The organism is Bdellovibrio bacteriovorus (assembly GCF_001592755.1).
Classification (GTDB): Bacteria; Bdellovibrionota; Bdellovibrionia; order Bdellovibrionales; family Bdellovibrionaceae; genus Bdellovibrio; species Bdellovibrio bacteriovorus_E.
The window spans coordinates 89475-116071 of sequence record NZ_LUKF01000018.1 but is presented as its reverse complement, the minus strand read 5'-3'; the positions used below and the strand labels follow the sequence as shown (position 1 = coordinate 116071).

The following is a 26597-nucleotide window of genomic DNA, read 5'->3' as shown; positions in this document are numbered from 1 at the left end:
GCAGCCTGCGGTGGCGGCGGAGCTATCTACTACCCATACGAAACAGTTTACGGCGATGTTTGTACAACTCAAGAAGCGACTCCTGGTTGCACATTCTTGGCGTCTGATGGAACTCGTATCACTGTAACTAGAGATCCAGACTACAACAGCCAAGGTTACGGTTCTGACGATCTTTGGTATGTAAAATTCGATGCTAACGGTGAAGCGGCTGTTTACAACGATCTTGGTCAATTCCAATACTACGCAGACGTTTCTGAGTTCGCGGGTTATGTGGGTGGTACATCTATCGGTGTAGGTACGACTGGTTTCTTCTGGGAAGACATCCGCAATGGTACTTACTGGTTAGGTAAAAACGGTGTTCTATACAATGCGAACACAGGCGAATCTAACTACGGTCAAGCTATCAATGACAAAACTTCTTCTTCAGCTTCTGACACAAACTTCGCGGCTTTGAACTCTGACGCGAATAAACAACTTGTTAAAAGAGCTTCTGAGAAGTTGATGAAAGAATACGGCTTCAAACAAGACAAAGCGGTTGCAGTAGCTTCTGCATTGAACTCTTGGGCAGTTGCAGCTGCTGAACGCGGTACAACTTCTGAAAAAGACATGGACAAAACTTTCAAAGCTGTTTTCGGTGTTCAGTTCTCTGACGCTTTAGCAGCAGCAAAAGATTTGGCTTTGGGTGACTCTGCAGGAATGCAAGACATCACAAACAGATCTGCTTCTGAACTTGGTTTGAAACCTCACCAAGCTCAAAAGTTCATGAAGGGCATGTACAAAAAAGCTCTTGCTAACTGGGGCTACGACGTAGACTCTTTCGGTTGGTAATCTGAGACTGATTTTGACGGCTCTCCAAAAAGCCCACGTTTTACGACGTGGGCTTTTTTATTTAAGCCACTTGTTTGGCGGAAAATAGCGAAGCCAGGCTTTTCAGGCAATCCTGATCCAAAAGACTTTGTTTGGTTTCGCGTAATCGCGCCACCGCAGCAGCTCCATCCAAAGGAGTTTCATTATCCGGATTCTTTAAGGTCAGACTGCAAAAGGCATCGGCTGCCGAGATGATTCGAGTGAGCGGATGAATTTTCTTTTTGTCGATACGACGAGGATAACCCGTACCCATCAAGTCTTCATGATGTTCGTATGTCATCTGGATCACATCGGTGGGAATTCCCTTAATAGATTCTAAAATTTCCTTACCTCGGGCAGGATGGGATTCAATCAGCATGCGCTCTTCTTTTGATAACTTAAAACGACTTTTTTGCAGGACGTCCTGCGGGAGTTCTTTAAAGCCGATGTTATGAAATAATCCTGCCATCGCCAGTTTGAAAAGAGTTTGCGGAGAGTTAATTCCCATTTTCTTAGCCATCATGACCGAATACATGCTCACGCCTAAGCTATGTGAATAGAGGTAATCATTGTGATCGTTCAGTTGATCCAGGATGGTCATCGCGTCTTCGGATTCGGTAATAACTGAAACACTCGAAGATAAGAAATCTTTGGCGTTGTTAAATAAGGCCTTGTCTGTCCCTTGAACAAAGGCTTGTTGTACGATCAGACCGCCTGTGTATTTTACGAATCGAAGCTTCTTGGATTCATCGACTTTTTCACTGGCGTTTACCACTTTAGAGATATTCACCGTGAAACCCACGATGCTAGAAAAGTCGGCTTGTTTTACATAAAGAAAATGAACGCCTTTTTCTTTAAAGACGCGCATCTTGTCTTCGGCTATTTTTCCACCGTGGTGGGCGATCTTAATGTATTTGTTTGCCGCCACCCTCACAAAGATGCCAAACTGCGTGTTTCTTTCCGTCAGAAAGTCTTCAACGGGAAGAGAGCAAAAATCTTCATCCTTGCCGTCGTCAATCTTCCATGGTGAAACGCCTGCAAGAATGTTATTCATCTTCGTCAAAAGCTCAGCCGATTTAAAAGGTTTCGGGATAAAATCCTTCGCTCCCAGATCGTGGGCCCGCTTAGTCTCTAAAATCTCGGAAAAACCCGTCATCAAAACCACAGGGATTTTTGGCTTATGTTCACGAACCCACTCTAAGAGCTGAATACCTGTCATTTTCGGCATTTTTATATCTGTAAGAATCGCATCCGGTTCAAGACTGTCGTTCAAAAGATTTTGAGCGTGCAGACCATTTTCAGCCTCATGCACTTCATAGGTTTTACTCAGGAAGTCTTTTACGGCGGAGCGAAAGAATTCATCGTCTTCTACTAATAGGATTCTCTTCATCATATAATACCTTCTAAAGAAAGATCCTCGATCTGAAGACCTTGTCGTTTAGGAATTTCAATTACAAAGCTAGTATTCACGTGCCCCGGATCGATAAACAGGCGGCCGTTATGGCTTCTGGCGATTCCCATGGAAACACTCAAACCTATCCCCGTGCCTTTGCCGACATCTTTTGTCGTGAAGAATGGTTGAAATATTTTTTCTAAGATCAGTGGATCAATGCCGGGACCGGAATCAGTCACTCGCATTTGTACGAAGTCAGGCGTTTGCGAAACATTCAGTTCGATCCATTTTTCCTCTAATTTTCCGACAGCATCTAATGCATTTCCCATCAGATTTAGAAGCACTTGGGTTATTTCGACGGGGCGACACTCGATGGGAATGGTTTCAGCGGGAATCTCCCATCGCAGCTCGACGCCTTCTGAGTTGAAACGGTCGCCACACAAAATCATCGCGTCTTCAATAGCTTCCTGAACCGAGTAATTTTGAAAAGGATCAGCATCACCAGATCGGGAAAACGTTCTGAGTCCTTTTATAATTTTGGAAACACGGTCAATCGTGGCATCGGATTTATGAAGAAAATTAACCACGACGGTGGTGTCGCCGGTTTTATTGTTTTCAATTTCGTAGAGCGCTTCAGATAAGAACATTTTTATTGCGGCCAGTGGAGTGTTGATTTCGTGGGCCATTCCCGCCACCATTTCACCTAAAGCTGACATCTTAGAGGACTGTAAGGCGATGTTTTTTTGTTCTTGCGCCTCCAAAGATTTGGCTTCCAACAAGGCAATCGCTTCGTTAGCCTGACGTTGCGCCTCTAAGTACAAAAAACAGAGTACTACCGCGACGAACGAACTTAAGCTGACTAGCAGGCAGGCGACATCGAAATAGTGATCGATCGCCGATTCTTTTTGGAACAGACTTCTAATCAGAAGAAGGGAAATAATAACTGCGACAACAGTGATAAAAGCGGTGGGATGAAAACGACGAAGATGGGACTCAAGCAATTTCACTGGGTTCACATTTGAAAGGGATTCTTTCATCTGCTAAACACCTCTGCGCAGCTTTTCGGCAGTTCCGCGAAGATCTAAACTCGTTCTAAGTTCCCCGTGAAGATGTAATCTTGTTGCGAGTCTATTCTATATATCTTGGTACTTTGTCAGCCGATAAAGAGTGCGTAGGATTTTTTACCTTTTGAAAGTGAACCGAAATGCTTCCACCTAAAGATGATCCCCGCTGGATGAGTCTGGTTGTTAATCAGGATGAACTGCCGTTGCAGGCTCTGGCCAGCAAAATGATCATCACCCGTGTCAGGCACTTGGTGGGAGGCAATCCATCATCCGAAAAAATGGGAGAGGCTGTCACAATTGCATACGAGTTTTTTAAAAAGAACGAACACGCTGTTTCTGAAGACATCAAATGTATCTTTGGACGAGGAAGTTAACTTGAAAACGCTTTTTAATGTTGAAGAAGTTGCTAACATGATTCGTGAGGGACGGAACCTGCTTCTTGCGGGCCATGAATCATTGCTCAATCGGCTTCCCCAAGGCTCTTGGATTGGCGGCACCATTCCATACTTCATGTCAGAGTCCGGTGGTATCGACACCAATGAGTTCATTCAAGTTGTCCAGCTTCCAGAATTCGTCATCAGTTGTAGGACTTTAAGTTATTCTTCGGAAGAGCTTTATAAACTTCCTAAGGACTATGATGAAAATGGCGTTTCCTTCATTATCATTCCTGCGTTTTCCGGCGTTCATAAGCGCTTTGCCCAAGAATGTGCGAGTTTTCCCGGACTCTTTGACAGCCCGTTACTGGGCTGGGTCAGCGGCTTTCATCTTGAAGAAGATTCGGTCAAGAAACCCAAAGTCTATAATGGAGTTTCAGGAGAGGTCCACACGGATCGCGCCGTGGTTTTGCACGCGGGTCTTAGTAAAGACAAATATGGAAAAGTAAATATTCTGAATCTTTTTAAGCAGGGACAGGGCGACGTGATTCGCTTTAAGTCGACAGCTTTTGAGGTCACTGAGTGCACGGTTAACGGTCAGGAAAGAAATTTCTGCGAGTACATTCAAGAGAAAAAGATCGATACGCAGTTGCCTTTGGTCGCCAACTATTCAGGCGCCATGATCAATGTCAGTGTGATGGCGTTGAATGAGAACTCGAAATCTGTGCAGCTTTACGCCCCGGTGTTTTCGGATGTGGAGTATAAATTTGCTACGCCTGTAGAGAATTACGAGGCGGAATTCGAAAAGGTGACCAGAGATTCGGGTTTGAAGCGGCCGACTTTTGCCTGCAATTGCATTTTGAATTTTCTTTATGCAAATTTAAAAGGAAAGAAAACCGCGAATATCGTGGGACCAATGACTTTTGGTGAGATCGCCTATATGCTTTTAAACCAAACAATGGTGTACGTGACGTTCGAAGACCGTTAGCGGGCTGTCCCAATCCTTCGGGCTTCGAACTTCTCTTTAGTTGTTGTTTTTTTTTGAAGCTGATAATTTGCGCACCCATGTCACCAGCTTTATTATCCGTCCGTCATCCCGTTTTTATTATGTCTATCGTTATTCTCATGCTGACGCTGGGAATGATTTCGCTCAAAGGTCTTCCGATCGATCTTTATCCAGATGTGAGCTTGCCGACGGTCGTTGTGCAAACGACTTATGCCGGAGCCGGTCCTCAGGAAATTGAAACGGAAGTTTCTAAGATTCTGGAGGACGAAGTTTCTACGATTTCCGGGGTTCAAAAGGTCTCGTCTCAGAATATGGAGAGCGTGAGCATTTTGACTATTGAGTTTTCTTTGAAGACGAATCTGAACTTCGCTGAACAGGAAGTGCGCGCTAAAGTTTCAAATGCATTGCGGGAACTTCCAGATGATATTGATGCCCCCGTGATTCGTAAGATCAGTCCTTCAGATGCGCCGATCATGTATATTTCTCTACAAGCGGATATGGATGATGCGAAACTTTATGACTTGGCAAAAGAGGTGATCTCTCCGCAGTTCGAGCAAGTATATCAAGTCGGCCAAGTGGACATCTTAGGGGGACGTAAAAGAGAAATTCACGTTTCCTTAGACCGCGATCGTCTGAACGGCACTGATATTTCAGCCACCGCTGTCGCCGAGGCTTTGCGCAGTGGGGGACGTAACGTTCCTGCCGGTAAAATCGACGTGGGCCCGACACAGTATTCGTTTAGAACCTTGGCTCAATATCAATCTATTGAGGAAATCGGTTCTTCCGTTCTGCGTTTAGCCGATGTTTATCATCCGATCACGATTTCTTCCGTCGGTAAGATTGAAGACACGCTTGAAGATGAAAAAACGCGCAGTCGTTTGAATGGCAAGAAAGCCATCAATTTCAGTATCTATCGTCAATCGGGTGCAAACTCGGTGAAGGTGGCGGATGACGTCGCCGCGAAAGTTAAGAAAATCAACGCTGATTTCAAAGCCAAAGGCATGAATGCCGAAATGAAGATCGTTCAGGATACCAGCCGTAAGATCCGAGCGAACGTATTTGACGTGTATGAATCCATTTTCTTTGGGGTCTTATTGACGGTCTTCGTGGTGTACTTCTTCTTAGGAAGTATGAAATCCACATTGATCACGGGCTTTGCGCTTCCGAACTCGCTTCTGGGGGCATGTATCGTGATGGGTATGTTTGGATTCTCCATCAACATCATGAGTTTATTGGCGATGAGTTTGGTTGTCGGTCTTCTTGTCGATGATGCCATCGTCGTGCGTGAAAATATCTTTCGAAAATTGGAGGCGGGACTTTCTCCGAAAAAGGCGGCTATCGTTGGTACGAACGAAGTGACCTTGGCCGTGATCGCGACGACGTTGGCGATTCTTGCGGTGTTCGGTCCCATCGGAAACCTGCAAGGTATCGTGGGTCAATTCTTTAAACAATTCGGTCTGACAATCTGTTTTGCGATGATTGTTTCTTTGTTCGACGGTTTGTTTGTTGCGCCGGTTCTTTCTGCTTACGTCGCCGGTGAACACTCCCACAAACCGCCGACGTCGCGTTTTGGCCGTTGGAATCAGAAACTTCTGAAAGATTTTGATCGTTTTCAAACTTGGTTGGAAAAAATCTATGTTATGACATTGCGCTGGGCTTTGGATCATCCGATCAAGACGATCTTAGGCTCTGTGTTTATTTTCTTTTTCTCTTTGTTTATCGCGACAAAAGTTCCTTTTACATTCTTGCCGCCTCAGGATAACGGAGAGTTCTATGTGATGTTCGAACTTCCGCCGGGGGCAAGTTTGGATGGAACAGATGAAGTCGCCAAAGAAATTGAAACTCGTACACGCAAGTTTAAAGAGATTGAAGATGTGCTAGTTTTTGTTGGTTCAGCCAATGGAGAAGCCCATAAGGGGAGCGTCTACGTCCATCTTGTTCCTTCGAAGCAAAGGAATAAAAACACTACGCAGATGAAAGATGAACTCCGTAAAGCTTACGCAGGGTTAGAAAAATACAATATCATTGTGACTGACAATCCCGGCCAGCAAAGCAGCCGCGCCTTCAACTTGAACGTTGTTGGTCAAAACATGGATGAGCTGGTTCAGTATTCTGAAAAGCTTTTGGCAAAATTAAAACAAAATCCAAGTCTGCAACAGGTGGATAGCAGCTACCGTGCGGGTAAACCTGAATATCAAGTGAAGCTCAAAGGTGATGTTGCCAAAGCTTCTGGGGTGACGGTCACGGGTATCGGTATGGAGCTTCGTACATTGATTGAAGGTTTAACTCCTGCGATCTACCGTGAAAACGGTGTAAACTACGATGTGCGTGTTCGTTTGAAACCGGATCAACGTGACCTTCGTGAGGAGTTTGCTCACTTGCGCGTGCCGAACTTAAGTGGACGCCTTGTGCCGTTGCAAAACGTGGCGTCTTTAAAAGAAGCTCAAGGTCCGTCTGTGATCTTGCGTGAAAACCGCAATCGTTACATCCAGATCTCTGCCGATCTAACTCCAGGAGGAAAAGGTCTTGGCGGAGTCATGGCCGAAGTAAATGCTCTGGGGCAAGGGGAGTTGAAAGCTCCTGCAGGTGTGACTTTCAGTTTCGTCGGGGAAGCCGAGCGTTTTGCCGAGCTGATGACAAATATCATGGTCTCTATGGGATTGGGTGTGATGTTTATCTATCTGGTCCTAGCAAGCTTGTACGGATCATTTATCACGCCTTTCACAATCATGGCCGTGATTCCGTTGGCGGCTTGTGGAGCCTTTTTCTCTTTATTCATCACACGTTCTAGCTTTGACTTGTTCTCGATGATTGGTTGCGTGATGTTGATGGGTCTTGCGACGAAGAACTCTATTCTATTGATCGACTCGACGATGGAACGTCAGAAAGAAGGACAATCTCGTTACGATGCTTTGATTAAAGCCGGTGAAACCCGCCTTCGTCCTATCATCATGACAAGCTTGGCTTTGATTGCCGGAATGGTGCCGGTGGCGATCGGTCTGAATGAGGCCTCTAAATCTCGTACGTCCCTGGGGATTGTTGTTATCGGCGGTACAATCAGCTCGACGCTATTAACTCTTTACGTGATCCCGGCGGTGCATTTGTACATTGACCGCTTCCAAGATTGGTTCATGGGTAAGTATCGCAAGATCTTCGGTCATGATGAGACGGTAGTTTAAAATAAAAAAGGAGCAGGCAACTGCTCCTTTTTTGTTTTTAAGAACCAACGTCCTTGCACGACGTTTCCAACTAAAAATAGCAGAGCTTCCTTTGGATTATTGATTTACCAACTGTCTTTCATGCAACGATTGCAAAGTGCCCCAAGGGCCTGCGATTGGAAGTGCATCCAAGAATCGCTGCCATCCCGTGCGAGTGATTTTAGATTGGGAATCAATGAATGAAAACGCACTGGTCGAACAGTTATTTGAAAACAGCGCATACGCCGTCTGCATACGTTGAGCGTCGCTTTCTTGAACGCCCTTCAAAAAAATCTTTCCCGCCACTGTCGGCGAAACTTTCAGTCCCACCATTTTTAAAGGATGAGTGTACTCGGTGATCCAACGAGAAAATTCGTCACCTGTGACCAAGCGATGCGCTAACAAGAAATTTCCGAAGTAAGCTTCCATCAAAGTGTATTGGTAGTCCTTCGGGGGAACGCCTTCTGAGGATAGCACCAAAGATCTGACAGGAATGCTTGCTTTTTGACTGCTCACTTGGCTGAGCAAAAGAATGTCGGGAGCTTTTTCATCCAAAGTGAACTTTAAAACCACGTGCGAAACTCCCGGCAAAAACTCCTCAAAGCCCATTTCGACCTTTGCCAGATCCTGCAACGAGATGCTCGCCTTATAGTAACCTCCCAAATGCAAAATATTTCCGACTGTAAGGCGTGACGAGTTTTCTAAAATCCGTGCCGAACGAAAACGACAAGAGTCAATGCACAGGCCTTGAAACTTCCCATAGTTAAAACTTTGGGGCTCTTCCAACGGATCCGCGAGCTCAGCGGAACACGCGCAGGACTTATTAGGTGTCGTCAAAGGCAGTGGTTGAGAAAATGCGAATGGCGAGAACAGGAGCAAGAAGAAAAATAATCCCGAGGGCTTCATGCGGTTTCCTTTTTAAGAATCAAATACTAAAAAAAAGAGGGCCGTACAAGGGCCCTCAACGCATGATTTGTTAAGATTTTATTAGAAGTAGGCAATAATGCCCGCAGTGAAGGCTAGACCCGTGATCGTCGCGTCGCCGCCCACGCCGCCAGAAACTTTTTGATAGATATAGCCACCATCAAGACGGAAGCCCACCCCTGTACCTGTAGGGAACCACTTTGCAAAGGGACCCACAAAGAAATCCATAACGTCAATTTTGCTGCCGGTGCCACTATCACGTTGACCCATGGAGGCGTAACCTCCCAAGCCATAGATGAAGGCCTCGCCAGGAGTATTGGCGATCATGTTGTAGTCTCCGAAGCCACCAAATTTGTAAGTCGTTGTCGTGACACTGCCGATAGCGGTAGAGGAATAACTGACCATGGGTCCAACTTCAAAAGTGCCATAGTTCCAGCCGAACTTCGCAAGCAAGTTGATATCCGTTTCGTTTTCAGCTCCCGAAGTGTCTGCTTTAGTATTCTCGAAATTAAAGCTCAAACCTACTAAGTATCTACGGGAAGTCGAAACGGCTGAAGACTCACCAAATTCATCGGGAGCCAGCTCATAAACGTTTCCAGGTTGCAAAGAGCCTCCAGAAAACTCGATCACGGCCTGGTTGCCTTTAACTTTACGAACTTTAATTTTTTGTGCAAACGAGGCCGACGAAAAAGTCAGGATGGATAAAACAAGAAGCCACTTTTTCATAAAAACCCTTCCCAGATACAAAGCTGTTTCAATGTGATTCACTTTCATTGAAAAGTCTTTCAATCACGCAACAAACTGTCAACCGGAAGTTGACTCAAGATAAGACGATAAAATTTCTCTTATTTAAGTTTTACGTCTTAATTTCCGAAAAATGAAAGGTAAGGGGAGAAGGGAGCCATATGTCGTCTTCCTGGGGTGACATTCCGCCGTGGGCTTATGAAGCTGCACAGGCCTTGATGCAATCATTGAAAGCTGTAGACCCAGCGACGTATGCGCATTGTTGCAGAGTCGGTGAGATGTCGCGCAAATTAGCGCGTGACGCCGGCTTGAACGAATATCAGCAAAAGCTGGCTGAGTTTTCGGGCCTTTTTCATGACATCGGTAAAATCGGTGTTCCTCAAAGCATTATCGCTAAGCCAGGAAAGCTGGATGATCAAGAGCATTTGGTCATGCAAAGTCATCCGGTGATGAGTGAAGAGATCATCAAACCTTTAGCAAAACATCCCTTCTTTACAGAAATTCTGCCGGCGATTCGTGGTCACCACGAACGTGTGGATGGAACTGGTTACCCGGATAAAAAACGCGGTGACGAAGTGCCGTTGCTGGCGCGTATTATTTTAGTTGTGGATACCTACGACGCGATGTCGGAAACCCGTGCTTATCGTAAAGGGCTTCCCTTAGAGGTCGTGTATGCAGAGCTGAAGCGCTGTTCGGGGACACAGTTTGATCCACAGCTGGTTCAGACATTCTTGCAGGCCCACAAGCATTGGGGCCAGCAAGACACGGACAAAGAAACGTTTGATAAGCTTATCAAACGCGTGGCTTAGTTAACTTTGTTAGTACTTTCAAAGATCTTGTCAGCGGATTTCGCGACAAAGCCTTGATATAATTTCCCGTTCGCAAGCGGATAGCGCTTCGCGAACTCATAATAGCAACCAGGAATATTGTGAGTGCTACCGTCGTCAAACTTGACCGGAATTTCTGAAGCCATCGTCGAGCTTTGCTCAAGATAATCTGCAGGAGTTCCTTTCACTTCGCCACCGGCTTTGTTCAGCGTGTAACCTTGTTTTTTAATGAAATCATTCAATTGAACGATGTCTTCGAATTTTTTCAGCTTGTTAATATTCACTGTGAAATGATTCGGACGGAAACCGTAAGCCGCCACCCACGAAGCATATTCACTTTCTTTCGCCAATTGTGAATACAAATCAAAAGAAGTCTTCCAAGGGCGTCCGCACATAGGGAAGGTCTCGCTTTGGATCACAGAGTCTGGCAATTGCTCTACAAGTTTATTGACGGTTTCGCGAATGAACGGCGAAACCTTTTCAAGTTCCAGTTCGCTAATGAAAATCTTAGGCATGTCTTCATTGGGATGCTCGTAGTGTTTCGCGTAAAGTTTCTTTTCAACGAAAGTGTATTCGCCCTTTTCAACATAGCCGTATTTTTTGAAATGTTGAGCCAGGGATTCAATTCCTAGACGAGGATGGTTAAAAGTACGAAGGGCAATGTGGTCATTGATTACATTTTCGCCTTCTTTGGTGAAAATGTCGTGAATGCGTTTTGCAGCAGGGTTGAGTTCACAATAGTCGACCCACATTTTTTGAAGCAGAGTTTCTAGACTCATCATAACTTGTTCTCCTGATAAACGAAGGTTACTCTTCTTAGAATCGAGGTGCAACGCTCGTTCAATGGCTTCGAGCGTTAATCATGGAGGCTTATGACTACACTTCCTGAAATCCAGCAAATTGAAAAACGAATCCGGGATTTGGGGACAACCGTCAAATCCGAAGTTCTGGCGTACAGCGAAGACAAGGCCTTGCGTTTTCCCATTTATAAAATCACTTTTGGCAGTGAAGATCCTCAAGCCCCGGTGCTGGGATTCGTCGGTGGCGTGCATGGTTTAGAACGCATTGGCGCACAGGTCTGTGTCGCCTTGATGAACTCTTTGGCGGAACTGACGGTGTGGGATCAGACGCTGCAAAGTACCTTAAAAAATATTCGTGTGTTTTTTATTCCGACGGTGAATCCCATCGGGATTTATCGCAAAACAAGATCCAACCCGCGGGGGGTGGACTTGATGAGAAACGCCCCCGTCGACGGCGATCAACCCGCTCGTTGGGTGGGCGGTCATCGTGTCAGCTCTCGACTGCCTTGGTATCGCGGTGTCGAGGGTGCACCGATGGAAGTCGAAGCACAAGCCATGGTCAAAGCCGTGCAAGATGAAATCAGACACAGTCCGTTGGCTCTGACACTGGATTTACATTCGGGATTTGGCTTTCAAGACCGTCTTTGGTTTCCGTATGCAAAAACGGTGAAGCCTTTTCCAGATTTACCCATGACCTATTCGCTTAAAAATTTGTTGGATCGCACGTATCCTCATCATTTCTATCGTGTCGAGCCTCAAGCGCAGAGCTACACGACTCACGGGGACTTGTGGGATTATATTTATGACGAGCATTTAAAAACTGCAGACCGTCAGCAGAAATACCTGCCGCTATGTCTAGAGATGGGTTCTTGGATGTGGGTGAAAAAGAACCCATGGCAGATCTTTCGTTCCGATGGGCCGTTTAATCCTTTGAAGGGACATCGTCATCGCCGCACCCTTCGTCGACACAATACCTTGATGGAGTTTTTAATCCGCGCCGTGGCTTCTCCGCAAGCGTGGGCTAATATGAATGGCGAACAAGAAAAAGAATGGGCATTGAAAGCTCAGGAGCTTTGGTATGGCACAAAATAGAAATTGGATTTTATTGCGTGGCTTGGCTCGCGGGATAGGGCACTGGGGATCTTTCGTCGACAAAATGAAAACGAAATTCCCGAACGACAAAATCGAGTTGATTGATCTTCCGGGAAATGGAACGCGCTATAACGAAAAAAGTCCTTTAAAAATTTCGGAGTACGTGAAGGATTTACGCGGACGTTCTGAGTTTGTTAAAAATGGAGAAGCTTTTAATATACTCTCAGTCTCGTTGGGCGCGATGGTGACCGTAGAGTGGATGCGCGAATTTCCCCACGAGGTGAAAAAATCTTACTTGTTTTGCACAAGCTCTTCAGCGCATTCGCCTTTTTATCATCGTTTTTATCCGATGAACTTCTTCCGCGCTTCAAAACTTTTGGCGGCTTCGAACAATGAGGCTTTGTGGGAAAAAACCATTCTTGAGATGGTGACGAACAGTCACGAACGTCGCGAGGCCGAGATGTTATCACTGATGGCGTTTACAAAAAACAATCCCATGAACATGGAAAACGTCTTTCGTCAGTTGCTAGCCGCTTCAAAATATAAGTTCCCGAAAGAGGCTCCTGGTGAGATTCATCTTTTCGGAAGTCATGGCGACCGGCTGGTATCCCCACAATGCACTTTGCGAATCGGAGAAAAGTGGGGTCTAAAACCCACAATGCATCCCTGGGCGGGGCACGATATTCCAATTGACGACCCGCATTGGATTCTAGAACACTTACTCTAAATCAAGGCCGTTCCTGGTATTTTTTTAGGGGTAAGATTTTCAATCACGGCGACGTTTTTTTACCCTGAGATCCTCTATATTCGAGAAGAACCCCCTCGACACCGGGCTCCGTTGACTCTTGAGCCCTTTTCTTATTCTCTATCGACTGGACTAAAAGCCAGAGGCGGACGTGAGGGTAAGAAGCTACCTTGCTGCGGTGCTGACGAGCGTTGCGGTAAACACACATGCGAAAACTCAGACCCTGAACTTGAAGAATCTTCAAGCTGAGGGCGTCAGCTCTATTGAAGAGCCCAAGCGTTCCACGCCAGCGCAAGTCTATGGTCAAATCCGTATGGAAGGGATGCAGTATCTTACGCCCATTCCTGAAACTCCGAACCTCACCTACAGTCAGCTTCTTTCCGCACGTCTGTCAGCCTTAAAAGAAACATCCTGGATCGACATGGTCGGTGATATTTCCGGGGGGACCTTCTTTAGCCGCGGACAATCTCATTTCGTCGTGCACGAGGCTTATATCGCCAATCATGGCAACACGCCTTTGAAGGTCTATGCTGGCCGTAAGAAAAACGGTTGGAGTGAAATGGACCGCCGTTGGCAAATGGGATTGTGGCAGCCTAAGTTTGCCATCGACACTCTTCGCCCCGACGAGCAGGGCCTAACGGGTCTTTTTGCTGATTACAATATGCGTGGCTGGGAAGTCGTTGCGTTCGCAACTCCTGTTTTTATTCCGAGCATGGGACCTGACATCCGTGAGGAGGGTGGGGGCTTGGTGGCCGACAGCCGCTGGTACCGAGCTCCTTCAAGAGATTTCGCCCTTAATAACCGCGTGAACAAAATCGTGTACGAGTTGGACATTCCTGAAACGGCCAAACTAGTTGGCAACGGCGCCGTCGCGATGATGGGACGCCTGGGTAGCAAAGAGCGCGGACCGTGGGTTGTCGCCAGTGCCGGTCACTTGCCAGTCAATGAATTGATCTTAAAACGTAAAATTCAAATGGATGCTTCTGAAGGCGGCGTCGACGTGACGGTGTCTCCAGATTTGACTTACCATGATCTTTACTCTGTCGACATGGGTTATGCCTTTGAGAATGTGAAAACCTCGGTTTCTTACCTTCAAGATGAACCGACAGAAAAACGTCCGGACTCAGACTGGGCGATTCAAAAACTCATGCCTCTAAAAGCCTATTCTGCGGCGATTGATTTTTCTTTGAATAATATTTTAACTCGCACCTTGGCGTTCCAGCTTGAATATCTGAAAGTGGAAGGCGGGGGAATCGTCGATATCCGCAGTGATGGTAAGCCCGATGACTTTACCTTGTTCGATGCGCGTTTGAAATTCACGAACGCCCTTTCTTTCCGTGTGGAAGGTCAATTAGCTTCGATCTTCCGTCGTCCGTTTGTGACTCGTTTTAAATATCTCTATGACTATGACCAACGAGGCTCTTTGTTAAACACAGAGTTCCTTTATTATCCCAATCAAAAGTGGGCCGTTGTCCTTGGGGGAGACGTACTGGGAGTGCAGGATGAAAATCACAATCCTTCAAGCTTCCTGAACCAGTACCGCGCCAATGACCGTGTCTACGGGGGCATGACTTATGTTTTCTAAAAAATGTGTGCAACTTTTCGCTGTGGCCTTGATGGCAACAGGCACCTTTGTGGGCTGTGACTCAAAAGTCGGCGAGGCACCACCTCCACCAGAAAGTCACGAATTGGGTGGTACGAAGTGTTTGACGGAAGTAAAACCCGTCGTAAAAAACTTCATCGATGGAACCGCGACCAAAGCGGAAGTAGCGTCAGGCTGGGACTGTGCTGAAACTGCGATTCAAACTTTCAAAAGATACGTGCGCGGCAACTCTTCAGATCGTTACACTTCACAAGAGTTGGCAACATTCCTAGAAAAAAACTTCTTAGATGCTTCTAAAAATGAAACCATTCCCGTTGGCTTGCAAGTCGAAGTGATGAAGCTAAAACAGATCTTCGTCGGCGGTAGTGCCGAATATATTTCGAAAGGCGAGATCGATAAGATCATCACACTTTTCGGAAGCTTCCGCGAAATGACGGTGAATTTGACTCCGTACATGCGTGTGCTGTCTTTGAACTGGACCGTTTCCGAAGCGAACAGCATTCAAACAGATGTCCGCTATTTCGAAGACGCGAATAAAGAGATTCAAAATGCCGCTAGAACTTTGGCTTCCTTGATTGAGTCCAATGGGCGCAGTTATAAGTTAGCTGATTTCGTCGTTTTGATGGAGCAAATGGGTGTCTTCTTTAATGAAAAGTGGGACTTCCCAAAAACTATCGCGAAGTACATGCCGGTGGTTTTGAAAGTGAAAAAAGCACTGGCAGGTGGAGATGAAAACTACGTAGCTCCCAGCGAGTGGCGTCGTTTCGCCTTGTTAGGCGCGCGCGGTTATATCCAGTATCTTCGCTATTACTATTTCATCAAGTCTGTGCCTGAAACAGGAACGGGATACCGTCTTTCATATCTTTCTAGAACTGTCGAAGACGTTTTGTCTGTGTTCCAGGACCTGGTGGCTGAAAAGCCCGAAGGCGTAGTTTCCCGTGATGAAGTCAATGATCTGTTAAAAACCCTTCAAGTGGTGTGGCCGGATTTCAAAGTCTCTAACAGCCTGGTTTTTGAAGCGATGAAGGTGAAGCAGCTCTTCTTCGGGGGGAGTGTCGATTCTTTCACGACCACGGATTTTGAAACCGCTCGTCTGAAAGTCAGCCGTATTAAGATTTTGATTGAGCGTTTTCTTCCTTACTACTCAATTTACGGCCGCGAGTGGGAACCTGAACTTTATGAAAATGAAGAAGCTCAGAAACTCTTCATGGAGTCTCAGTTCGTTCTAGAATCCACAGTGCGTGAAGCCGGTGTTTTATTCGAAGGGGCTTATGATCTTCAAGATCTTGTGCCTTTGATCCGCGAAATTGAAACCTTGTATCCACCCAAAGGCGAAAGTTATGCGGATTTGATCAAGGACTACATGCCGATGATCATCGACGTCAAAAACATGATTCTTGGGGGCAATGATTCTTCTTTAAGAAAAGCCAACTGGAGTGTTCTTCTTGGTTTTGCGGCTCGTTTTTATTCTGATTTCCTTTATTACGATTACTTCTTGAAGGAACAGCCTTTTGAGAAGCCATTGACGGTCAGCTATCTTTCGATTTTTGCAAATCAAAGCATCAATATCGCGCGAGATCTTTTGGCTGCGAAAAAAGAAACGCAGTTTTCACGCGCGGAGATCAATAAACTTATCCAGCATCTTTCGAATTTAGGAATTTTGCCGGAAGGTTTAAAACCGAAGTCTATTGATCAAGTAGTTGGTATTGTTTTGAACAACATCCTGAATAATCCTGAGCGCCGCTTGGAAGGCTATGTTCCCGATGCCTTGAATTTATCTTCATTGGAAGTTTTGCGTAACGAACTTCAAGTGTGGTTGGATACGGAACTTTTCGTCGCGCAGACGACCGAGCACTGGCGCGAAGAAGAAGGTTATTCTGCAAAAGAGCTTCAAGAGATTTTAAAGAAGGCGTCGGTCTCGACACTGTCTCGTCAACCTTTGGCTTCAGGTCTTTATGAGCTTCTGTTGACGGTGCAAAGTCCGGTGCCATTGACTGTCGACAGTGAAGCGCGCGTGCTGATCTCTAATAAACTTCAGCAGAAGTACACGGCAAAAACACTTCGTCAGTTGAATCTTTATCGTGCTGTCAGTCGCTTGGCCGTTCGTTCGTTTGCGGGCACAGCGGACCGCGTGAACACTTATAAAGGTGTGAACCTGGAAGAGGTGCAAGGCGCGTTTATGGCTTTGCGTCCGGTATTAGTAGAAGCGGGAATTCTAGATTCAAAGAATATGACGTTTGCTTCATCGCGTTTCCGTGAAGCTAATATCTTCGTTCCTCATTCCGATGGAAGTACTTTGGCTTCTTACGCGGAATTAACCGATCTGATCGGCATGATTTGGTCCGGCTTAAACATCAATTCAATGTTGCGTGATGAGCTTATTAAAAAATGCTTTAACGGCAATACGGATGTAAAAAACGATGCGCTTGTCAGTTTAAGCTGTGCTCGTGCTTCCTATAAAGACTCGTTGCCATCCGCAGCGGTATCCATGCCGGAATATGTGAAATTCCAAAAAGCCGCAGGCAAAGACGAGTGGGCTATTTACATGAACAATATCTTTAAAGCCGCGGGCTATGTTCCGAATGATAAGAACATGGCTTTGCTTGAGGATATTTCGCTGGCTCCTCACGTGATTCAGTATATTGAAATGATTTATGCTCGTTTTGATAAGAACAAAGACGGCGTGATCAATACACCAGAGTCTTTAAATGCCTTCCCGGCATTTAAAGGTATCCTGTTAGAGCTAGCTAAAGAGCAGATTGAAAGTGGAACGATCAAAGAAGCAGATCTTTTGGATCTCTTCACTTACATCCTTCGTTACGGAAAACCGCCAGAGACGATCAAAGAAAAACTTCGCTTCGTCTTAAGCTGGAAGGGCAAACGTGAAAAATGGGATGTTTGGGCGGATCGTGTTCAGCTGTCAGAAATCTTAGGTTATATCGCGGATCAGGTTACAAAATCCGCGAAGGCCGGTAAAACTACGGAAGGGGCTTTGGTTAATCCAATACTTTCTGTAAATCAACCCGCGCAGCAGTCACAGTAGAGTTTTGAATAATTAACCCCACGAAACCGCCGCCACCTGTTTGCGTTGGCAGAGAAGATACCAGATCGCCAGAGCGCTCGGTATCAACATCGGCCACGGCAGGTGAATAAGTGATTTGATCTCTGCGCCAGATCAAAACGCGCGCTTTTGAGTTCACATTGTGAACTTCGACAATTAAATCCAAAGCCGTTGGGACCAAAAAAGTCAGTTTGGAAGCAGAGACCATCGACGAATTTCCATTAATGGAAATCTGCGCCGTGACGCTGGCACCAGAGCGAGTGAAAGTCACCGCCACGCCATTCGTGCTAGGAATCGCAGCATTAGAAGAATAGAAAACTGTCGACACCCAGCTGCTTGAGACGTTGTCTAAGGATGTTTTTAAAGCCAGAGAGCGGCTAGAAGAGACGGGAAGAACTGTCGTAAAACGAATCGTGCCGATGCCTTGAATTTTATTGGCATCGTATTCCTGAAAAGAACCACTGATAGCCGTATTGGAATCAATACCGGACACATCTGTGACTTCAGCAGGCGAACAAGCAGCGATTGTTAGAAAACTTAAAGCTAGAAACGATTTTAGAATGAGTTTTTCCACATCATTGACTCTACTGGAATGGGTTTTTTGTCATTATACTTCGCTGAAGGTTTAACGTTGTAAGACGTTAAAATATCGCCCTTCACCTCAAAGTATATCAACTGCCCAATCGGCATGCCAGTATAAACACGAACCGGCTGTTTTACCGAAATTTCCAGAGTCCAATAATTGCAGAAACCAACGTCGCCCTTACCCGCTGTAGCGTGGATATCAATACCTAGGCGACCGACACTCGATTTACCTTCTAAAAATGGGACATGCTTTAGAGTCTCAGTATACTCCAAAGTCACGCCAAGATAGAGGGTGTCAGGCATAAGGACAAAACCCTCTTCAGGAATTTCAAAGGTGCGAATCTTGTTATGCTTTCTTGCGTCCAGCGTCTTCTCTTCATAGACAGCGAGTGTTTTACCCAAGTGAACGTCATAAGAGTTCGTTCCTAGGCACTCTCTGCGGAAGGGTTCTACTTTAATAGACCCTTGTTCCATACATTCGAGAATCTGCTGATCCGTAAGAATCATTACTTAGTTTCTCTGTGAACTGTGTGACGTTTCAAGTTTGGATTGTATTTCTTCTTCTCAAGACGACCTGGAGTTTTTGTTTTGTTCTTAGTCGTAGTGTAACGAGAAACAGGTTTGCCTTCAGCGCGAGCTTCAGTGCACTCAAGAGTGATGATGATTCTTCCTGACTTTTTTGCCATTGCAATGCCCCTTAATAGAACCTTTTAAATCATTTGTACTGCCATGCGTAATATGGAAAAAATGACAATACCTTTTCAAAGGGGCTCAAGGTATCAAAAGAAAAAGGAAACTTCAACAGGCAAATTCACGTCTATTGACGATCTTCGAGGAGTATTTATGAAGACTTGGAGCCTTTTTCTGATCTCCATCCTGATGTCGGCCTGCGCCCATGCCCAATCTGAAGGCATTTTGCGGGGAAGCGACCATGTTCCAGTGACTTTGCAGGAAAGTGTGGCTTCGGTCACGCCCGGAAGCATTGTTGTTATCGGAGAAAACCACGGATTTGTCCAACATCGCGACCAACAAGTGCAGGTCATGCAGGCTCTTCGCGCTCAAGGTTTGAAGGTCTCTGTAGGACTGGAATTTTTTACATACACGCAGCAGAACTTCGTCGACTCCTATCGCGCAGGAACACTGAGCGAGCCCGAGTTTCTAAAAGCCATTCAGTGGGGCAGTCCCTCTTATGATTATTATCGCGCTCAAGCTTTGTTTCCAAATTTAGCAGAAGGGGCGCTGACGCTCGCTTTGAATGCTCCGCGCAGTGTGACCAGTGCCGCCGCGAAAAAAGGTCTTGAAGGATTGTCGGCGGATGAAAAGTCTTTGTTGCCTCCGAATTTTGCTTTGGGGCGCGATAGTTACAAACGTCGGTTCTTAAGCATGATGCCTCACTTGCCAACACCGGAAGCGGGCGAGCGCTATTTTGCCGCTCAGTCTATTTGGGACGATACCATGGCATGGCGAGCTGCGGACTTTATTAAAAGTCATCCTGATCAAGTCTTGGTGATTGTTGTTGGGGAGTTTCACGTTCAGTACGGCGGAGGTCTTCCGGATCGTCTGCGCGTTCGCTTACCGAACACACCTATTGTGACCTTCTCTCAAATCAACACTTTGGGAATGGAAGAGGATGAGATTGCCGTTGAAATCCAGCCTTCAATTCAAGACGGGGCTCGCGCTGATTATCTGTGGCTGGCGCCAGCACAAAGTCTAGGGTTGTAAAGATTCTTTGAGATTCCTGTGAGCTTTTCTAAAATGAGAAAAGCTTTATAGGAGTCCCAACTATGTTTCCTCTTGAAACCCGCATTTTAGTTATCGACGACATGCCGTCCATTCGTGACCTTGTGAAGAATACACTAAAGGCGATGGGCTACAAAAATATCCAAGAAGCTGGAGACGGTGAAGAAGGTTTAAAACTTCTTCTGCAGCACAACTCTCCAGGAACTCAATTTCAACTGGTTATTTCAGACTGGAATATGCCGAAGATGAAAGGCCTTGATCTGTTGAAGCAAGTACGTGCGACAACAGAATGGGCAAATCTTCCGTTTGTTCTTTTAACATCTGAATCCGAGCGCGATCAGGTGACGGAAGCCGTATTGGCGGGCGTTTCTCAGTATATCGTGAAACCATTTTCAGCGAAGATCTTTGAAGATAAGCTGAAAGCGGCCTATGCTAAGCACAACAAAGCTTAAGCGCTGCTAAGACCTCAAGTGAATCTTGGGGTCTTTTGTTTTTCTTTTAGAGGAAAACTCCCAACATTTTTTCCCCATTCTCTGGGAAATGTCCCATAATAACGTCATGAAAAAACTGTTTCCCTTTTTCGTGGGCTTTTTTGCATTTTCAAATTCCTTTGCACAAGATTGGCGAACGGCGACTCGTGATAGCGCGGGGATTGCCCCTGATCCCCACAGTGAAAAACGTGCGGTGGTGCAGGTGTATGCCGCTCGTACGGTGGATTGGCGCGGTTACTTCGCCGTGCACTCTTGGATTGCGACAAAAGAAAAAGATGCCAACGAATATACGACGTATCATGTGATTGGATGGCGCGTGCGCCGCGGGCAAGAGTCTGTGGTTGTTCAAAAAGACATTCCAGACCGTCATTGGTTTGGTGCGCGACCCGAGCTGCTGGAAGATTTGCGCGGCGAAGAAGCCGAAAAAGCGATTCCTCAAATTGCCAGCTTAGCGGCGAACTACGCCTATAAAAATACTTATCGGGCTTATCCGGGCCCGAACAGTAATACATTTATTTCGCACATTATTCGTAACGTGCCAGAACTGAAAATGGAATTGCCACCGACGGCAATTGGTAAAGACTGGATCAATCAAGGTGATGTTGTCGGCTGGAGTGAGTCTAAAACAGGTGTGCAGTTTTCTTTGTTAGGTTTGTTTGGTTTCACGGTGGGTTTGAATGAAGGTGTGGAGTTGAATCTTTTGGGATTGAACTTCGGGATTGATTTTCTTCGTCCGGCTTTAAAACTTCCTATGGTGGGAAGAGTGGGGATGAAGGACAAGGCCTTTTAATATTCCGTAATTTTCGGGCCCTCCTTACAGCGGGCCCGACTCGTCTTTCTTCAGAAAAATTCTATGTTTTCACTCAGAAAATTTTGAAAAATTTGAATGCCTCCCAGGGGTGGTGCAGGATGGGCTCAACCATCTCTCGCAAAGGAGGATGATATGAAGTTACTAACAGTCTTAGTGGCTACGGCCATGATGGTTTCGGGCTCTGCCTTTGCAGCCGGCTCCGGTTCGGGCTCAAGCTCAAGCACCGGTTCGTCGACGGGCACAGGTTCAGGCGCTCATACAGACACGGCAACATCAGGTTCTAGAACAGGAACTTCTGATTCCGCTGATATGTCGTCAAGTTCATCACCATCTGGCTCAGTGGCGTCGGAAATTGAACGCCAAGAGCGAGATAAAAAGAAAACCAAGAAAAGCTCTAACAGAGCGGATGCAAGTGGTTACGAAAGTGAATCCACAGGCAGCATGAACAGAGGCACTTCAGATTCAACAGGATCTGCAACCGGTTCTGGTACAAGAACGGATTCTAGTGGCTCTGGAACTATGGGCACAGAAGGCACAACTGAGTAGCCTCTCACTCACATACGATACTTAGCAATAGGACGAACTTGCTTTGGGCCGGGCTCAAAGCAAGTTCTCTGTCACTCTTAAAGGAGTTTGTATGAAGACAGCAATCACGGCCGCGGTGACGGCGTTGTTATGTTCATCGGGATGGGCCATCGATGAAGGCGCATCTTCTTCATCAACGACACAGACGGAAGCAACTCGTTCGTCAGAGGCGAAAAATAAACCTAAAAAAGGCTATGACGCTCGTACGACGAAGACCCAAGCAGAAACGGATCCCAACAGTCCAAGTTCTTCAGGACATGAAAGAGATTCTGTTGGCGAAAGCCGCCAAACAGGGACTGGCACCGCCGGCGGAGGCTATCAAGATCCAACAACACCAGATGCAAAATCCAAAACGGCAAAGAAGAAAAAGAAAGTTCCTGGTCCCACCACTTCACGTGCGGAAAGTTTCGATGAAAAAAATAAAACACCTGCCGAAACCGGTACTGGAATGGGACGAGAAAAAGGAAATACGGGCAACATGGGTTCAGAAGGAACCACAGAGTAAAACGGCGAGATCAAGTTATTATTAAGCTGCTGCCGGAGTTTTGCGGCTGTCTTTTTTGAATTCCGTGATGTAGGGGACTTCCACAAAAAGTGTTGAGCCCACACCCACTTTGGATTCAACCCAAACGCGGCCTTGCAAATCTTCCGCAGCGACTTTGATGGCATCCATTCCAACGCCACGGCCTGAAATATCCGTGACTTGTTCGCGAGTGGAAAACTGACTGTCAAAGATGTGCTGAATAACCTGTTCATCGGTTTTGTTCTTCGTATCAATCAGGCGCTTCGCTAATTTTTCGCGAATCTTCTGCGGATCAATGCCTGCACCATCATCTTGAATTTTGATTAAGAACTTCGGTTGAACAGGGTGTTGTTGAATTTCAAAACTCACTTCAACATGGCCCTCGGCGGGTTTTCCGGCGTCCATACGCGTGTCTGGAACTTCGATTCCATGATCCACGGCATTTCGGAAGGCATGAACCAATGTTGCAAAAAGCGAATTGTAAATTTCGGGGATAACCATGACATTGCCATTGTTGATTTTTAATGGCGCCATCATCTTATCAATTTTTTCTGCCAAACGTAGCATCACATCGTTGTAGGGCTCGACGAACCGAGACACGGGCTCCATCGCAAGTTCCAAAAGAAGTTCTTGCGCAACGTGCCCGCCCCCAGGCAACGAGCCGACCTTGCGAGCGATGTCATTCAGTTTACTGATGGCGATTTCAATTTGACGTTCCTCAGGCAAAGCGGAAGATCCTAAAATTTCTTTCGTTTCATCTAAGAATTTAAAGAAATGCTCTTCGATTTCAAAACATTTAGCGCGCAAAGAAATAAAGGCGGGATGTGTCCAATTGTCCTTAAGCTCTGCCAGCAAGGTTTCCCCTTGATGACAGGCTTCGGCCACCTCTTTGATTGAAAACAGGGCCGCACCGCCTTTGAGAGTGTGCAGATTGCGGAAAAGAGTTTCTGTGTCATAAGGAGCTTGATCCTTAGAGACTTCCTCTCGCACAGAGATCAATAGACCTTGAGCCTCTTGGATGAAGCGGTGAATTTCGCGTTTGGACTTGATCATATTGATGATCAGTTTAGCGTGTTCTTTTTCTGTCTCTGCTTGTTTTTGCGCTTCGATCAGTGAAGTGATATCGGAAGCCACAACCACAACGCCTTCCATCGCACCTTCGCTAGAACGAAGCGGGTGGTATTCCAAGGCGATATTGCGATTGGCTGAATGCGGATAGGTCGTGGGCCCTAACGGAGAAAGATCCTCAAAAGGCAGCATCTCCATAAAAAGAGTTTGCATCCATTTTTTGAAGCCTTCGACTTTGTTTTCCGGAAGTTTTAAAACATCCCAAATAAGTCGGCCGTCAGGTTTGCACTCCACCGTGCTTTCGCAGGCTTTGGAAGAGACATCCAGGATTTTTCCATCGGTATTAAAGATAAAGAAACCTTGGCCCAGGCTATCTAACAAAGCAGACATGGTCTGATTCAGGCGCGAGAGTTCACGCGTGCGATCCGCCACCATTTGTTCCAAGTTTTTACTGTAGTTTTCTAATTGCAACTTAGCGTCTTCAAGGGCTTTGATGACATCTTCTTTTTGTTCAAGTTCGGCACGGTATTTTTTCTGCAGACGTTCTTCCAAAGTCACGTCACGCACAAAGACAATCCAGTTTTTATCACCCATGGAATCAAAGATGGGTTGAAGGGTGATTTGGATTTTACCTTCGCCCCCTTGAGAGCTTTTGAAATTCACTTCTTTGTAGGGGGTGGCATCACAGATTTCAATCAGTTTGTCTAGGCCATCAATCGGCTCGCTGAATACGAAAAGTTCACCAAACTTCATTCCACGTGTGATCTTACGAATAGAAAGTCCCGCCACGATAGCAGCAGTTTCGTTGCAATAAACGACCTTTTGTTCTGCGTTCAGAACAAACACGGGCTCTAACAAAGTATCGAAGAGAGAGTACTGAATCTTCATTTTACAAAAGTCTCATTCTTCTGATGGTAAAGGGTGAATTCACGTTTCGTTGTCCACTCGGAAGCCTCAGAGTCAGACTTGGACTCTGCACGCACGCGCCAATAGATTTTACCCAGCGGCACGCGGTCTTTGATAAGGTAACGATTTCCTTCGATGGATTTCGCAATCAACGTGCGAGAGAAATCAGCCTTATCAGAAATTTCGATGCGATAAGAGGAAGCCCCTTCCACTTTTTTCCATTCAAGCCAGATGAAAGGTTCCATCTCTGTTTGTAAGAAGATGGAAGCGGCATTGAAAGGTTCCATCAATGTCGGAGCCACCAAGGGAGCACGGAATGTATAGAGCACTTCTTCAATATTCGAGAATTCAGTCAGCGGCTGGTTGGTTTCATCCATCGCTTGCACACGCACGTTGTAGCGGCCTGGATCATTCAATGTCAAAACACCCGCATTGGACGAATATTCCAAAAGCTGTGGAGCAGAGAAGTCTTTGTTCTTATCCACTTGAACCAAGTAAGACTTGGCGAAAGGAACTTCGCTCCAGCTGACCGGCGTTTCTTTAGGACCCGGTGCTTGGCCAACGGCATTGATGGTTTTCAAAGGGTCCAGCGTCAAACCGCCTACGGAGATTTCCAAAGTTCCGGTTTCACTAGGTTCGCTGATCAAACCATTTAAGCCACGGGCATAAACGCGATAGAAGTATTTGCCGGGGCGATATTGTGACCAAGCCGCTTGAGTTTGCGTGACGTCGTATTTTTCAGCGTCTTTAAAGCTGGCATCTTTGGCGATTTGCAAATGATAGTTTTTCGTTTGCAAAACGGGTTTCCACGCCAGTTTCGGCGCTTCAGGTGAAGCCGGATTGCGGTCTTTTCCTGTCGGTGCTTTAAATTCAATTTTCTTCGCCACCAGAATAGGGCGGTCAGGACGCTCTTCTTTGTGAGCTAGTAAGTTCAGTGTGAATGATACAGGCTCGGACCAAGGCGAAAGCTTTTGGCTTTCTGTTTGTCCTTGCACGCGCACCCAATAAGTTCCTGAAGGAAGCTTTGGAGTGACCGCAGCTAGATTCGCAGTTTGTTCTTCTTTAAGAATAGTTTGGAACTCGGGATCTTGGGAAACTTGCCAAGTGAAGTTTTTAAGCACGGGTTGCGCGCGCCATTGAACCTCTGTTGTTGTCGCAAGTTCTTCCTTAGGTTTTACTTTCAGTTCCAAATTGATTTGCGCCGCTTGAGTCGGTGTTACGATCTGGGGACCGACCAGATGCGTGACGTGCACGTTCTGAACAGGGGAAACCGCACTGACTTGACCGTTGTGATCGAAGGCTTTCAATCTCCAATAGTAGGCGCCCGGCTCTAAAGGCTCCGTGACGACCGTTTTTGTTTCTGACGTGATTTTAGAGACCGCCACCGTGTTAAAATCCTGCGACGGAGAAATTTCTAATTCATAGCGAGACACAGGTCCTTTTGATTGCCACTCAAAAGGAAGTGGATCGTCCGGATTCATGCGCAGGTAATTGACGTTATTTGCGGTCGTCAAACTTAACTGAGGTTTTTCAACCTGTTTCACTTCGCCTTTTTTATTAACAGCTACGACCGTGTTTTTAGGTAAAGCTTTAACAGCTTTCTTTTTCTTATCGACGTACTTCACGTCCCCAGAAATCAGTTTTAGATCGACGGTGCCGCTATGAGCTTTGTTGAACTGAATTTTTGGTTTTTCTGCTGTACCCGGAGTCGATTCAAGTTTGAATTCTTCCGTGCCGGATTTCACCGTCAAAGAAGAACCTTGCGCCAGCTCACCAACGAGGTTTCCGTAGCGCAAATCCAAATTCATCTGTCCATTTTTAAGATTGAGTGTGATCAAAGAGTTCGGTTCGATGCGAATTTGAGTTCCGTCTTGCAAGCGAATGGTGGCTTCGGAACGATCGCCAGTAAAGATCGAGTCGTTTTGATAGACAGAGTCTTTGCGAGAAGCGGGAAGCCAGCTGAAGGTATCTAAGTTTTTACGGCGCACGTCGTTTTGAGAGATCGCCACGTCACCAATAAGTTCTAATTTTCCGTTGTTAGCTTTTGGGAATAGAAGAGAGTCGTCGTACAGAAAATACGAGAAGGCCACCAACAATATGAGGGCTCCAACAAAGATGATTTTTTCTGTTTGTCCAAAACGTGACATAACACTCCTGCTTGAGGGCTTATCGGCGGGAAATGGCTTATCATTTACGGACCTTAGGCTAAGTT

General features: G+C 46.1%; 24 protein-coding genes. 14 read left to right on the top strand and 10 right to left on the bottom strand.

Going from position 1 to position 26597, the window contains the following annotated elements:
* A partial coding sequence (locus AZI85_RS17750) for a hypothetical protein (protein WP_063244773.1) occupies window positions 1–828 on the top strand: 828 nt, incomplete at its 5' end.
* Window positions 829–889: 61 nt separating this feature from the next.
* On the opposite strand, the gene AZI85_RS14670 is transcribed toward AZI85_RS17750, so the two are convergent.
* A complete protein-coding gene (locus AZI85_RS14670) occupies window positions 890–2239 on the bottom strand; it encodes an HD domain-containing phosphohydrolase (protein ID WP_063244772.1) in 1350 nt (449 codons plus the stop codon).
* On the bottom strand, window positions 2236–3276 hold the full coding sequence (locus AZI85_RS14665; protein WP_063244771.1) for a sensor histidine kinase: 1041 nt from the start codon (window positions 3274–3276) through the stop codon (window positions 2236–2238). Before AZI85_RS14665 ends, AZI85_RS14670 begins: the two co-directional genes overlap by 4 nt.
* A gap of 167 nt (window positions 3277–3443) precedes the next feature.
* Here AZI85_RS14665 and AZI85_RS14660 point away from each other — a divergent pair, with 167 nt between their 5' ends.
* The 3 genes from AZI85_RS14660 to AZI85_RS14650 all read left to right on the top strand — a co-directional run bounded on the left by AZI85_RS14660 (window position 3444) and on the right by AZI85_RS14650 (window position 7862).
* The gene (locus AZI85_RS14660) at window positions 3444–3677 is read left to right on the top strand and encodes a hypothetical protein (protein ID WP_063244770.1); all 234 of its coding nucleotides are present in this window, start codon (window positions 3444–3446) and stop codon (window positions 3675–3677) included.
* A 1-nt stretch (window position 3678) separates the two neighbouring features.
* Entirely contained in the window at window positions 3679–4665 is a 987-nt protein-coding gene (locus AZI85_RS14655) for an ABC transporter substrate-binding protein (protein WP_216635870.1), read from the top strand.
* A gap of 77 nt (window positions 4666–4742) precedes the next feature.
* A complete protein-coding gene (locus tag AZI85_RS14650) occupies window positions 4743–7862 on the top strand; it encodes an efflux RND transporter permease subunit (RefSeq protein WP_063244769.1) in 3120 nt (1039 codons plus the stop codon).
* Window positions 7863–7958: 96 nt separating this feature from the next.
* Here the strand turns inward: AZI85_RS14650 and AZI85_RS14645 are convergent, their stop codons facing one another.
* Together AZI85_RS14645 and AZI85_RS14640 are read right to left on the bottom strand one after the other, a co-directional pair.
* Window positions 7959–8786, bottom strand: a complete 828-nt coding sequence (locus tag AZI85_RS14645; RefSeq protein WP_063244768.1) for a hypothetical protein — start codon at window positions 8784–8786, stop codon at window positions 7959–7961.
* Window positions 8787–8867: 81 nt separating this feature from the next.
* A complete protein-coding gene (locus AZI85_RS14640) occupies window positions 8868–9530 on the bottom strand; it encodes a hypothetical protein (protein WP_063244786.1) in 663 nt (220 codons plus the stop codon).
* Between the two features lie 179 nt (window positions 9531–9709).
* On the opposite strand from AZI85_RS14640, the gene AZI85_RS14635 reads away from it, so the two are divergent.
* A complete protein-coding gene (locus AZI85_RS14635; RefSeq protein ID WP_063244767.1) occupies window positions 9710–10357 on the top strand; it encodes an HD-GYP domain-containing protein in 648 nt (215 codons plus the stop codon).
* Here the strand turns inward: AZI85_RS14635 and AZI85_RS14630 are convergent.
* The gene (locus AZI85_RS14630; RefSeq protein ID WP_063244766.1) at window positions 10354–11157 is read right to left on the bottom strand and encodes a DUF1338 domain-containing protein; all 804 of its coding nucleotides are present in this window, start codon (window positions 11155–11157) and stop codon (window positions 10354–10356) included. The genes AZI85_RS14635 and AZI85_RS14630 overlap by 4 nt on opposite strands.
* A gap of 90 nt (window positions 11158–11247) precedes the next feature.
* Between AZI85_RS14630 and AZI85_RS14625 the strand changes: the two genes are divergently transcribed.
* The 4 genes from AZI85_RS14625 (at window position 11248) to AZI85_RS14610 (ending at window position 17658) form a co-directional block, all read left to right on the top strand.
* Window positions 11248–12267: a M14 family zinc carboxypeptidase gene (locus AZI85_RS14625; RefSeq protein WP_063244765.1), complete on the top strand. Its 1020-nt coding sequence runs from the start codon at window positions 11248–11250 to the stop codon at window positions 12265–12267.
* Window positions 12254–12994 (top strand): alpha/beta fold hydrolase, encoded by a 741-nt coding sequence (locus AZI85_RS14620; protein ID WP_063244764.1) that lies wholly within the window; start codon window positions 12254–12256, stop codon window positions 12992–12994. The genes AZI85_RS14625 and AZI85_RS14620 overlap by 14 nt, the downstream gene beginning before the upstream one ends.
* Before the next feature lie 169 nt (window positions 12995–13163).
* Window positions 13164–14597: a transposase gene (locus AZI85_RS14615; protein ID WP_155724054.1), complete on the top strand. Its 1434-nt coding sequence runs from the start codon at window positions 13164–13166 to the stop codon at window positions 14595–14597.
* Window positions 14587–17658 carry a hypothetical protein gene (locus AZI85_RS14610; RefSeq protein WP_063244762.1) on the top strand — a complete coding sequence of 1024 codons (3072 nt, stop codon included), beginning with the start codon at window positions 14587–14589 and terminating at the stop codon, window positions 17656–17658. The genes AZI85_RS14615 and AZI85_RS14610 overlap by 11 nt, the downstream gene beginning before the upstream one ends.
* Here the strand turns inward: AZI85_RS14610 and AZI85_RS14605 are convergent.
* From AZI85_RS14605 to rpmG, 3 genes are read right to left on the bottom strand one after another with little or no spacing between them, the layout of a single operon-like run.
* On the bottom strand, window positions 17612–18250 hold the full coding sequence (locus AZI85_RS14605) for a hypothetical protein (protein WP_063244761.1): 639 nt from the start codon (window positions 18248–18250) through the stop codon (window positions 17612–17614). The genes AZI85_RS14610 and AZI85_RS14605 overlap by 47 nt on opposite strands.
* The gene (dcd, locus tag AZI85_RS14600) at window positions 18232–18768 is read right to left on the bottom strand and encodes a dCTP deaminase (RefSeq protein WP_063244760.1); all 537 of its coding nucleotides are present in this window, start codon (window positions 18766–18768) and stop codon (window positions 18232–18234) included. The genes AZI85_RS14605 and dcd overlap by 19 nt, the downstream gene beginning before the upstream one ends.
* Entirely contained in the window at window positions 18768–18947 is a 180-nt protein-coding gene (rpmG, locus tag AZI85_RS14595) for a 50S ribosomal protein L33 (RefSeq protein WP_061836191.1), read from the bottom strand. The genes dcd and rpmG overlap by 1 nt, the downstream gene beginning before the upstream one ends.
* A 157-nt stretch (window positions 18948–19104) precedes the next feature.
* Between rpmG and AZI85_RS14590 the strand changes: the two genes are divergently transcribed.
* The 5 genes from AZI85_RS14590 to AZI85_RS14570 all read left to right on the top strand — a co-directional run bounded on the left by AZI85_RS14590 (window position 19105) and on the right by AZI85_RS14570 (window position 22393).
* The gene (locus AZI85_RS14590; protein WP_253721015.1) at window positions 19105–19983 is read left to right on the top strand and encodes a ChaN family lipoprotein; all 879 of its coding nucleotides are present in this window, start codon (window positions 19105–19107) and stop codon (window positions 19981–19983) included.
* A 62-nt stretch (window positions 19984–20045) separates the two neighbouring features.
* Window positions 20046–20453 (top strand): response regulator, encoded by a 408-nt coding sequence (locus AZI85_RS14585; protein ID WP_063244759.1) that lies wholly within the window; start codon window positions 20046–20048, stop codon window positions 20451–20453.
* 106 nt (window positions 20454–20559) lie between these two features.
* The gene (locus AZI85_RS14580; RefSeq protein WP_063244784.1) at window positions 20560–21282 is read left to right on the top strand and encodes a DUF3750 domain-containing protein; all 723 of its coding nucleotides are present in this window, start codon (window positions 20560–20562) and stop codon (window positions 21280–21282) included.
* A gap of 153 nt (window positions 21283–21435) precedes the next feature.
* A complete protein-coding gene (locus AZI85_RS14575) occupies window positions 21436–21849 on the top strand; it encodes a hypothetical protein (protein WP_063244758.1) in 414 nt (137 codons plus the stop codon).
* Window positions 21850–21940: 91 nt separating this feature from the next.
* Complete coding sequence (locus AZI85_RS14570; RefSeq protein WP_063244757.1) at window positions 21941–22393, top strand: hypothetical protein; 453 nt, start codon at window positions 21941–21943, stop codon at window positions 22391–22393.
* Between the two features lie 21 nt (window positions 22394–22414).
* On the opposite strand, the gene AZI85_RS14565 is transcribed toward AZI85_RS14570, so the two are convergent.
* Both AZI85_RS14565 and AZI85_RS14560 read right to left on the bottom strand, forming a co-directional pair.
* Complete coding sequence (locus AZI85_RS14565; protein ID WP_063244756.1) at window positions 22415–24367, bottom strand: ATP-binding protein; 1953 nt, start codon at window positions 24365–24367, stop codon at window positions 22415–22417.
* Window positions 24364–26532, bottom strand: a complete 2169-nt coding sequence (locus AZI85_RS14560; RefSeq protein ID WP_063244755.1) for a FecR domain-containing protein — start codon at window positions 26530–26532, stop codon at window positions 24364–24366. The genes AZI85_RS14565 and AZI85_RS14560 overlap by 4 nt, the downstream gene beginning before the upstream one ends.
* Window positions 26533–26597: the final 65 nt, after the last annotated feature.

Coding starts and splice junctions, on each gene's coding strand:
- AZI85_RS14670 (WP_063244772.1), bottom strand. CDS start 2,239: ATGATGAAGAGAATCCTATTAGTAGAAGACGATGAATTCTTTCGCTCC.
- AZI85_RS14665 (WP_063244771.1), bottom strand. CDS start 3,276: ATGAAAGAATCCCTTTCAAATGTGAACCCAGTGAAATTGCTTGAGTCC.
- AZI85_RS14660 (WP_063244770.1), top strand. CDS start 3,444: ATGCTTCCACCTAAAGATGATCCCCGCTGGATGAGTCTGGTTGTTAAT.
- AZI85_RS14650 (WP_063244769.1), top strand. CDS start 4,743: ATGTCACCAGCTTTATTATCCGTCCGTCATCCCGTTTTTATTATGTCT.
- AZI85_RS14645 (WP_063244768.1), bottom strand. CDS start 8,786: ATGAAGCCCTCGGGATTATTTTTCTTCTTGCTCCTGTTCTCGCCATTC.
- AZI85_RS14640 (WP_063244786.1), bottom strand. CDS start 9,530: ATGAAAAAGTGGCTTCTTGTTTTATCCATCCTGACTTTTTCGTCGGCC.
- AZI85_RS14635 (WP_063244767.1), top strand. CDS start 9,710: ATGTCGTCTTCCTGGGGTGACATTCCGCCGTGGGCTTATGAAGCTGCA.
- AZI85_RS14630 (WP_063244766.1), bottom strand. CDS start 11,157: ATGATGAGTCTAGAAACTCTGCTTCAAAAAATGTGGGTCGACTATTGT.
- AZI85_RS14625 (WP_063244765.1), top strand. CDS start 11,248: ATGACTACACTTCCTGAAATCCAGCAAATTGAAAAACGAATCCGGGAT.
- AZI85_RS14620 (WP_063244764.1), top strand. CDS start 12,254: ATGGCACAAAATAGAAATTGGATTTTATTGCGTGGCTTGGCTCGCGGG.
- AZI85_RS14610 (WP_063244762.1), top strand. CDS start 14,587: ATGTTTTCTAAAAAATGTGTGCAACTTTTCGCTGTGGCCTTGATGGCA.
- dcd (WP_063244760.1), bottom strand. CDS start 18,768: ATGATTCTTACGGATCAGCAGATTCTCGAATGTATGGAACAAGGGTCT.
- rpmG (WP_061836191.1), bottom strand. CDS start 18,947: ATGGCAAAAAAGTCAGGAAGAATCATCATCACTCTTGAGTGCACTGAA.
- AZI85_RS14590 (WP_253721015.1), top strand. CDS start 19,105: ATGAAGACTTGGAGCCTTTTTCTGATCTCCATCCTGATGTCGGCCTGC.
- AZI85_RS14585 (WP_063244759.1), top strand. CDS start 20,046: ATGTTTCCTCTTGAAACCCGCATTTTAGTTATCGACGACATGCCGTCC.
- AZI85_RS14580 (WP_063244784.1), top strand. CDS start 20,560: ATGAAAAAACTGTTTCCCTTTTTCGTGGGCTTTTTTGCATTTTCAAAT.
- AZI85_RS14575 (WP_063244758.1), top strand. CDS start 21,436: ATGAAGTTACTAACAGTCTTAGTGGCTACGGCCATGATGGTTTCGGGC.
- AZI85_RS14570 (WP_063244757.1), top strand. CDS start 21,941: ATGAAGACAGCAATCACGGCCGCGGTGACGGCGTTGTTATGTTCATCG.
- AZI85_RS14565 (WP_063244756.1), bottom strand. CDS start 24,367: ATGAAGATTCAGTACTCTCTCTTCGATACTTTGTTAGAGCCCGTGTTT.
- AZI85_RS14560 (WP_063244755.1), bottom strand. CDS start 26,532: ATGTCACGTTTTGGACAAACAGAAAAAATCATCTTTGTTGGAGCCCTC.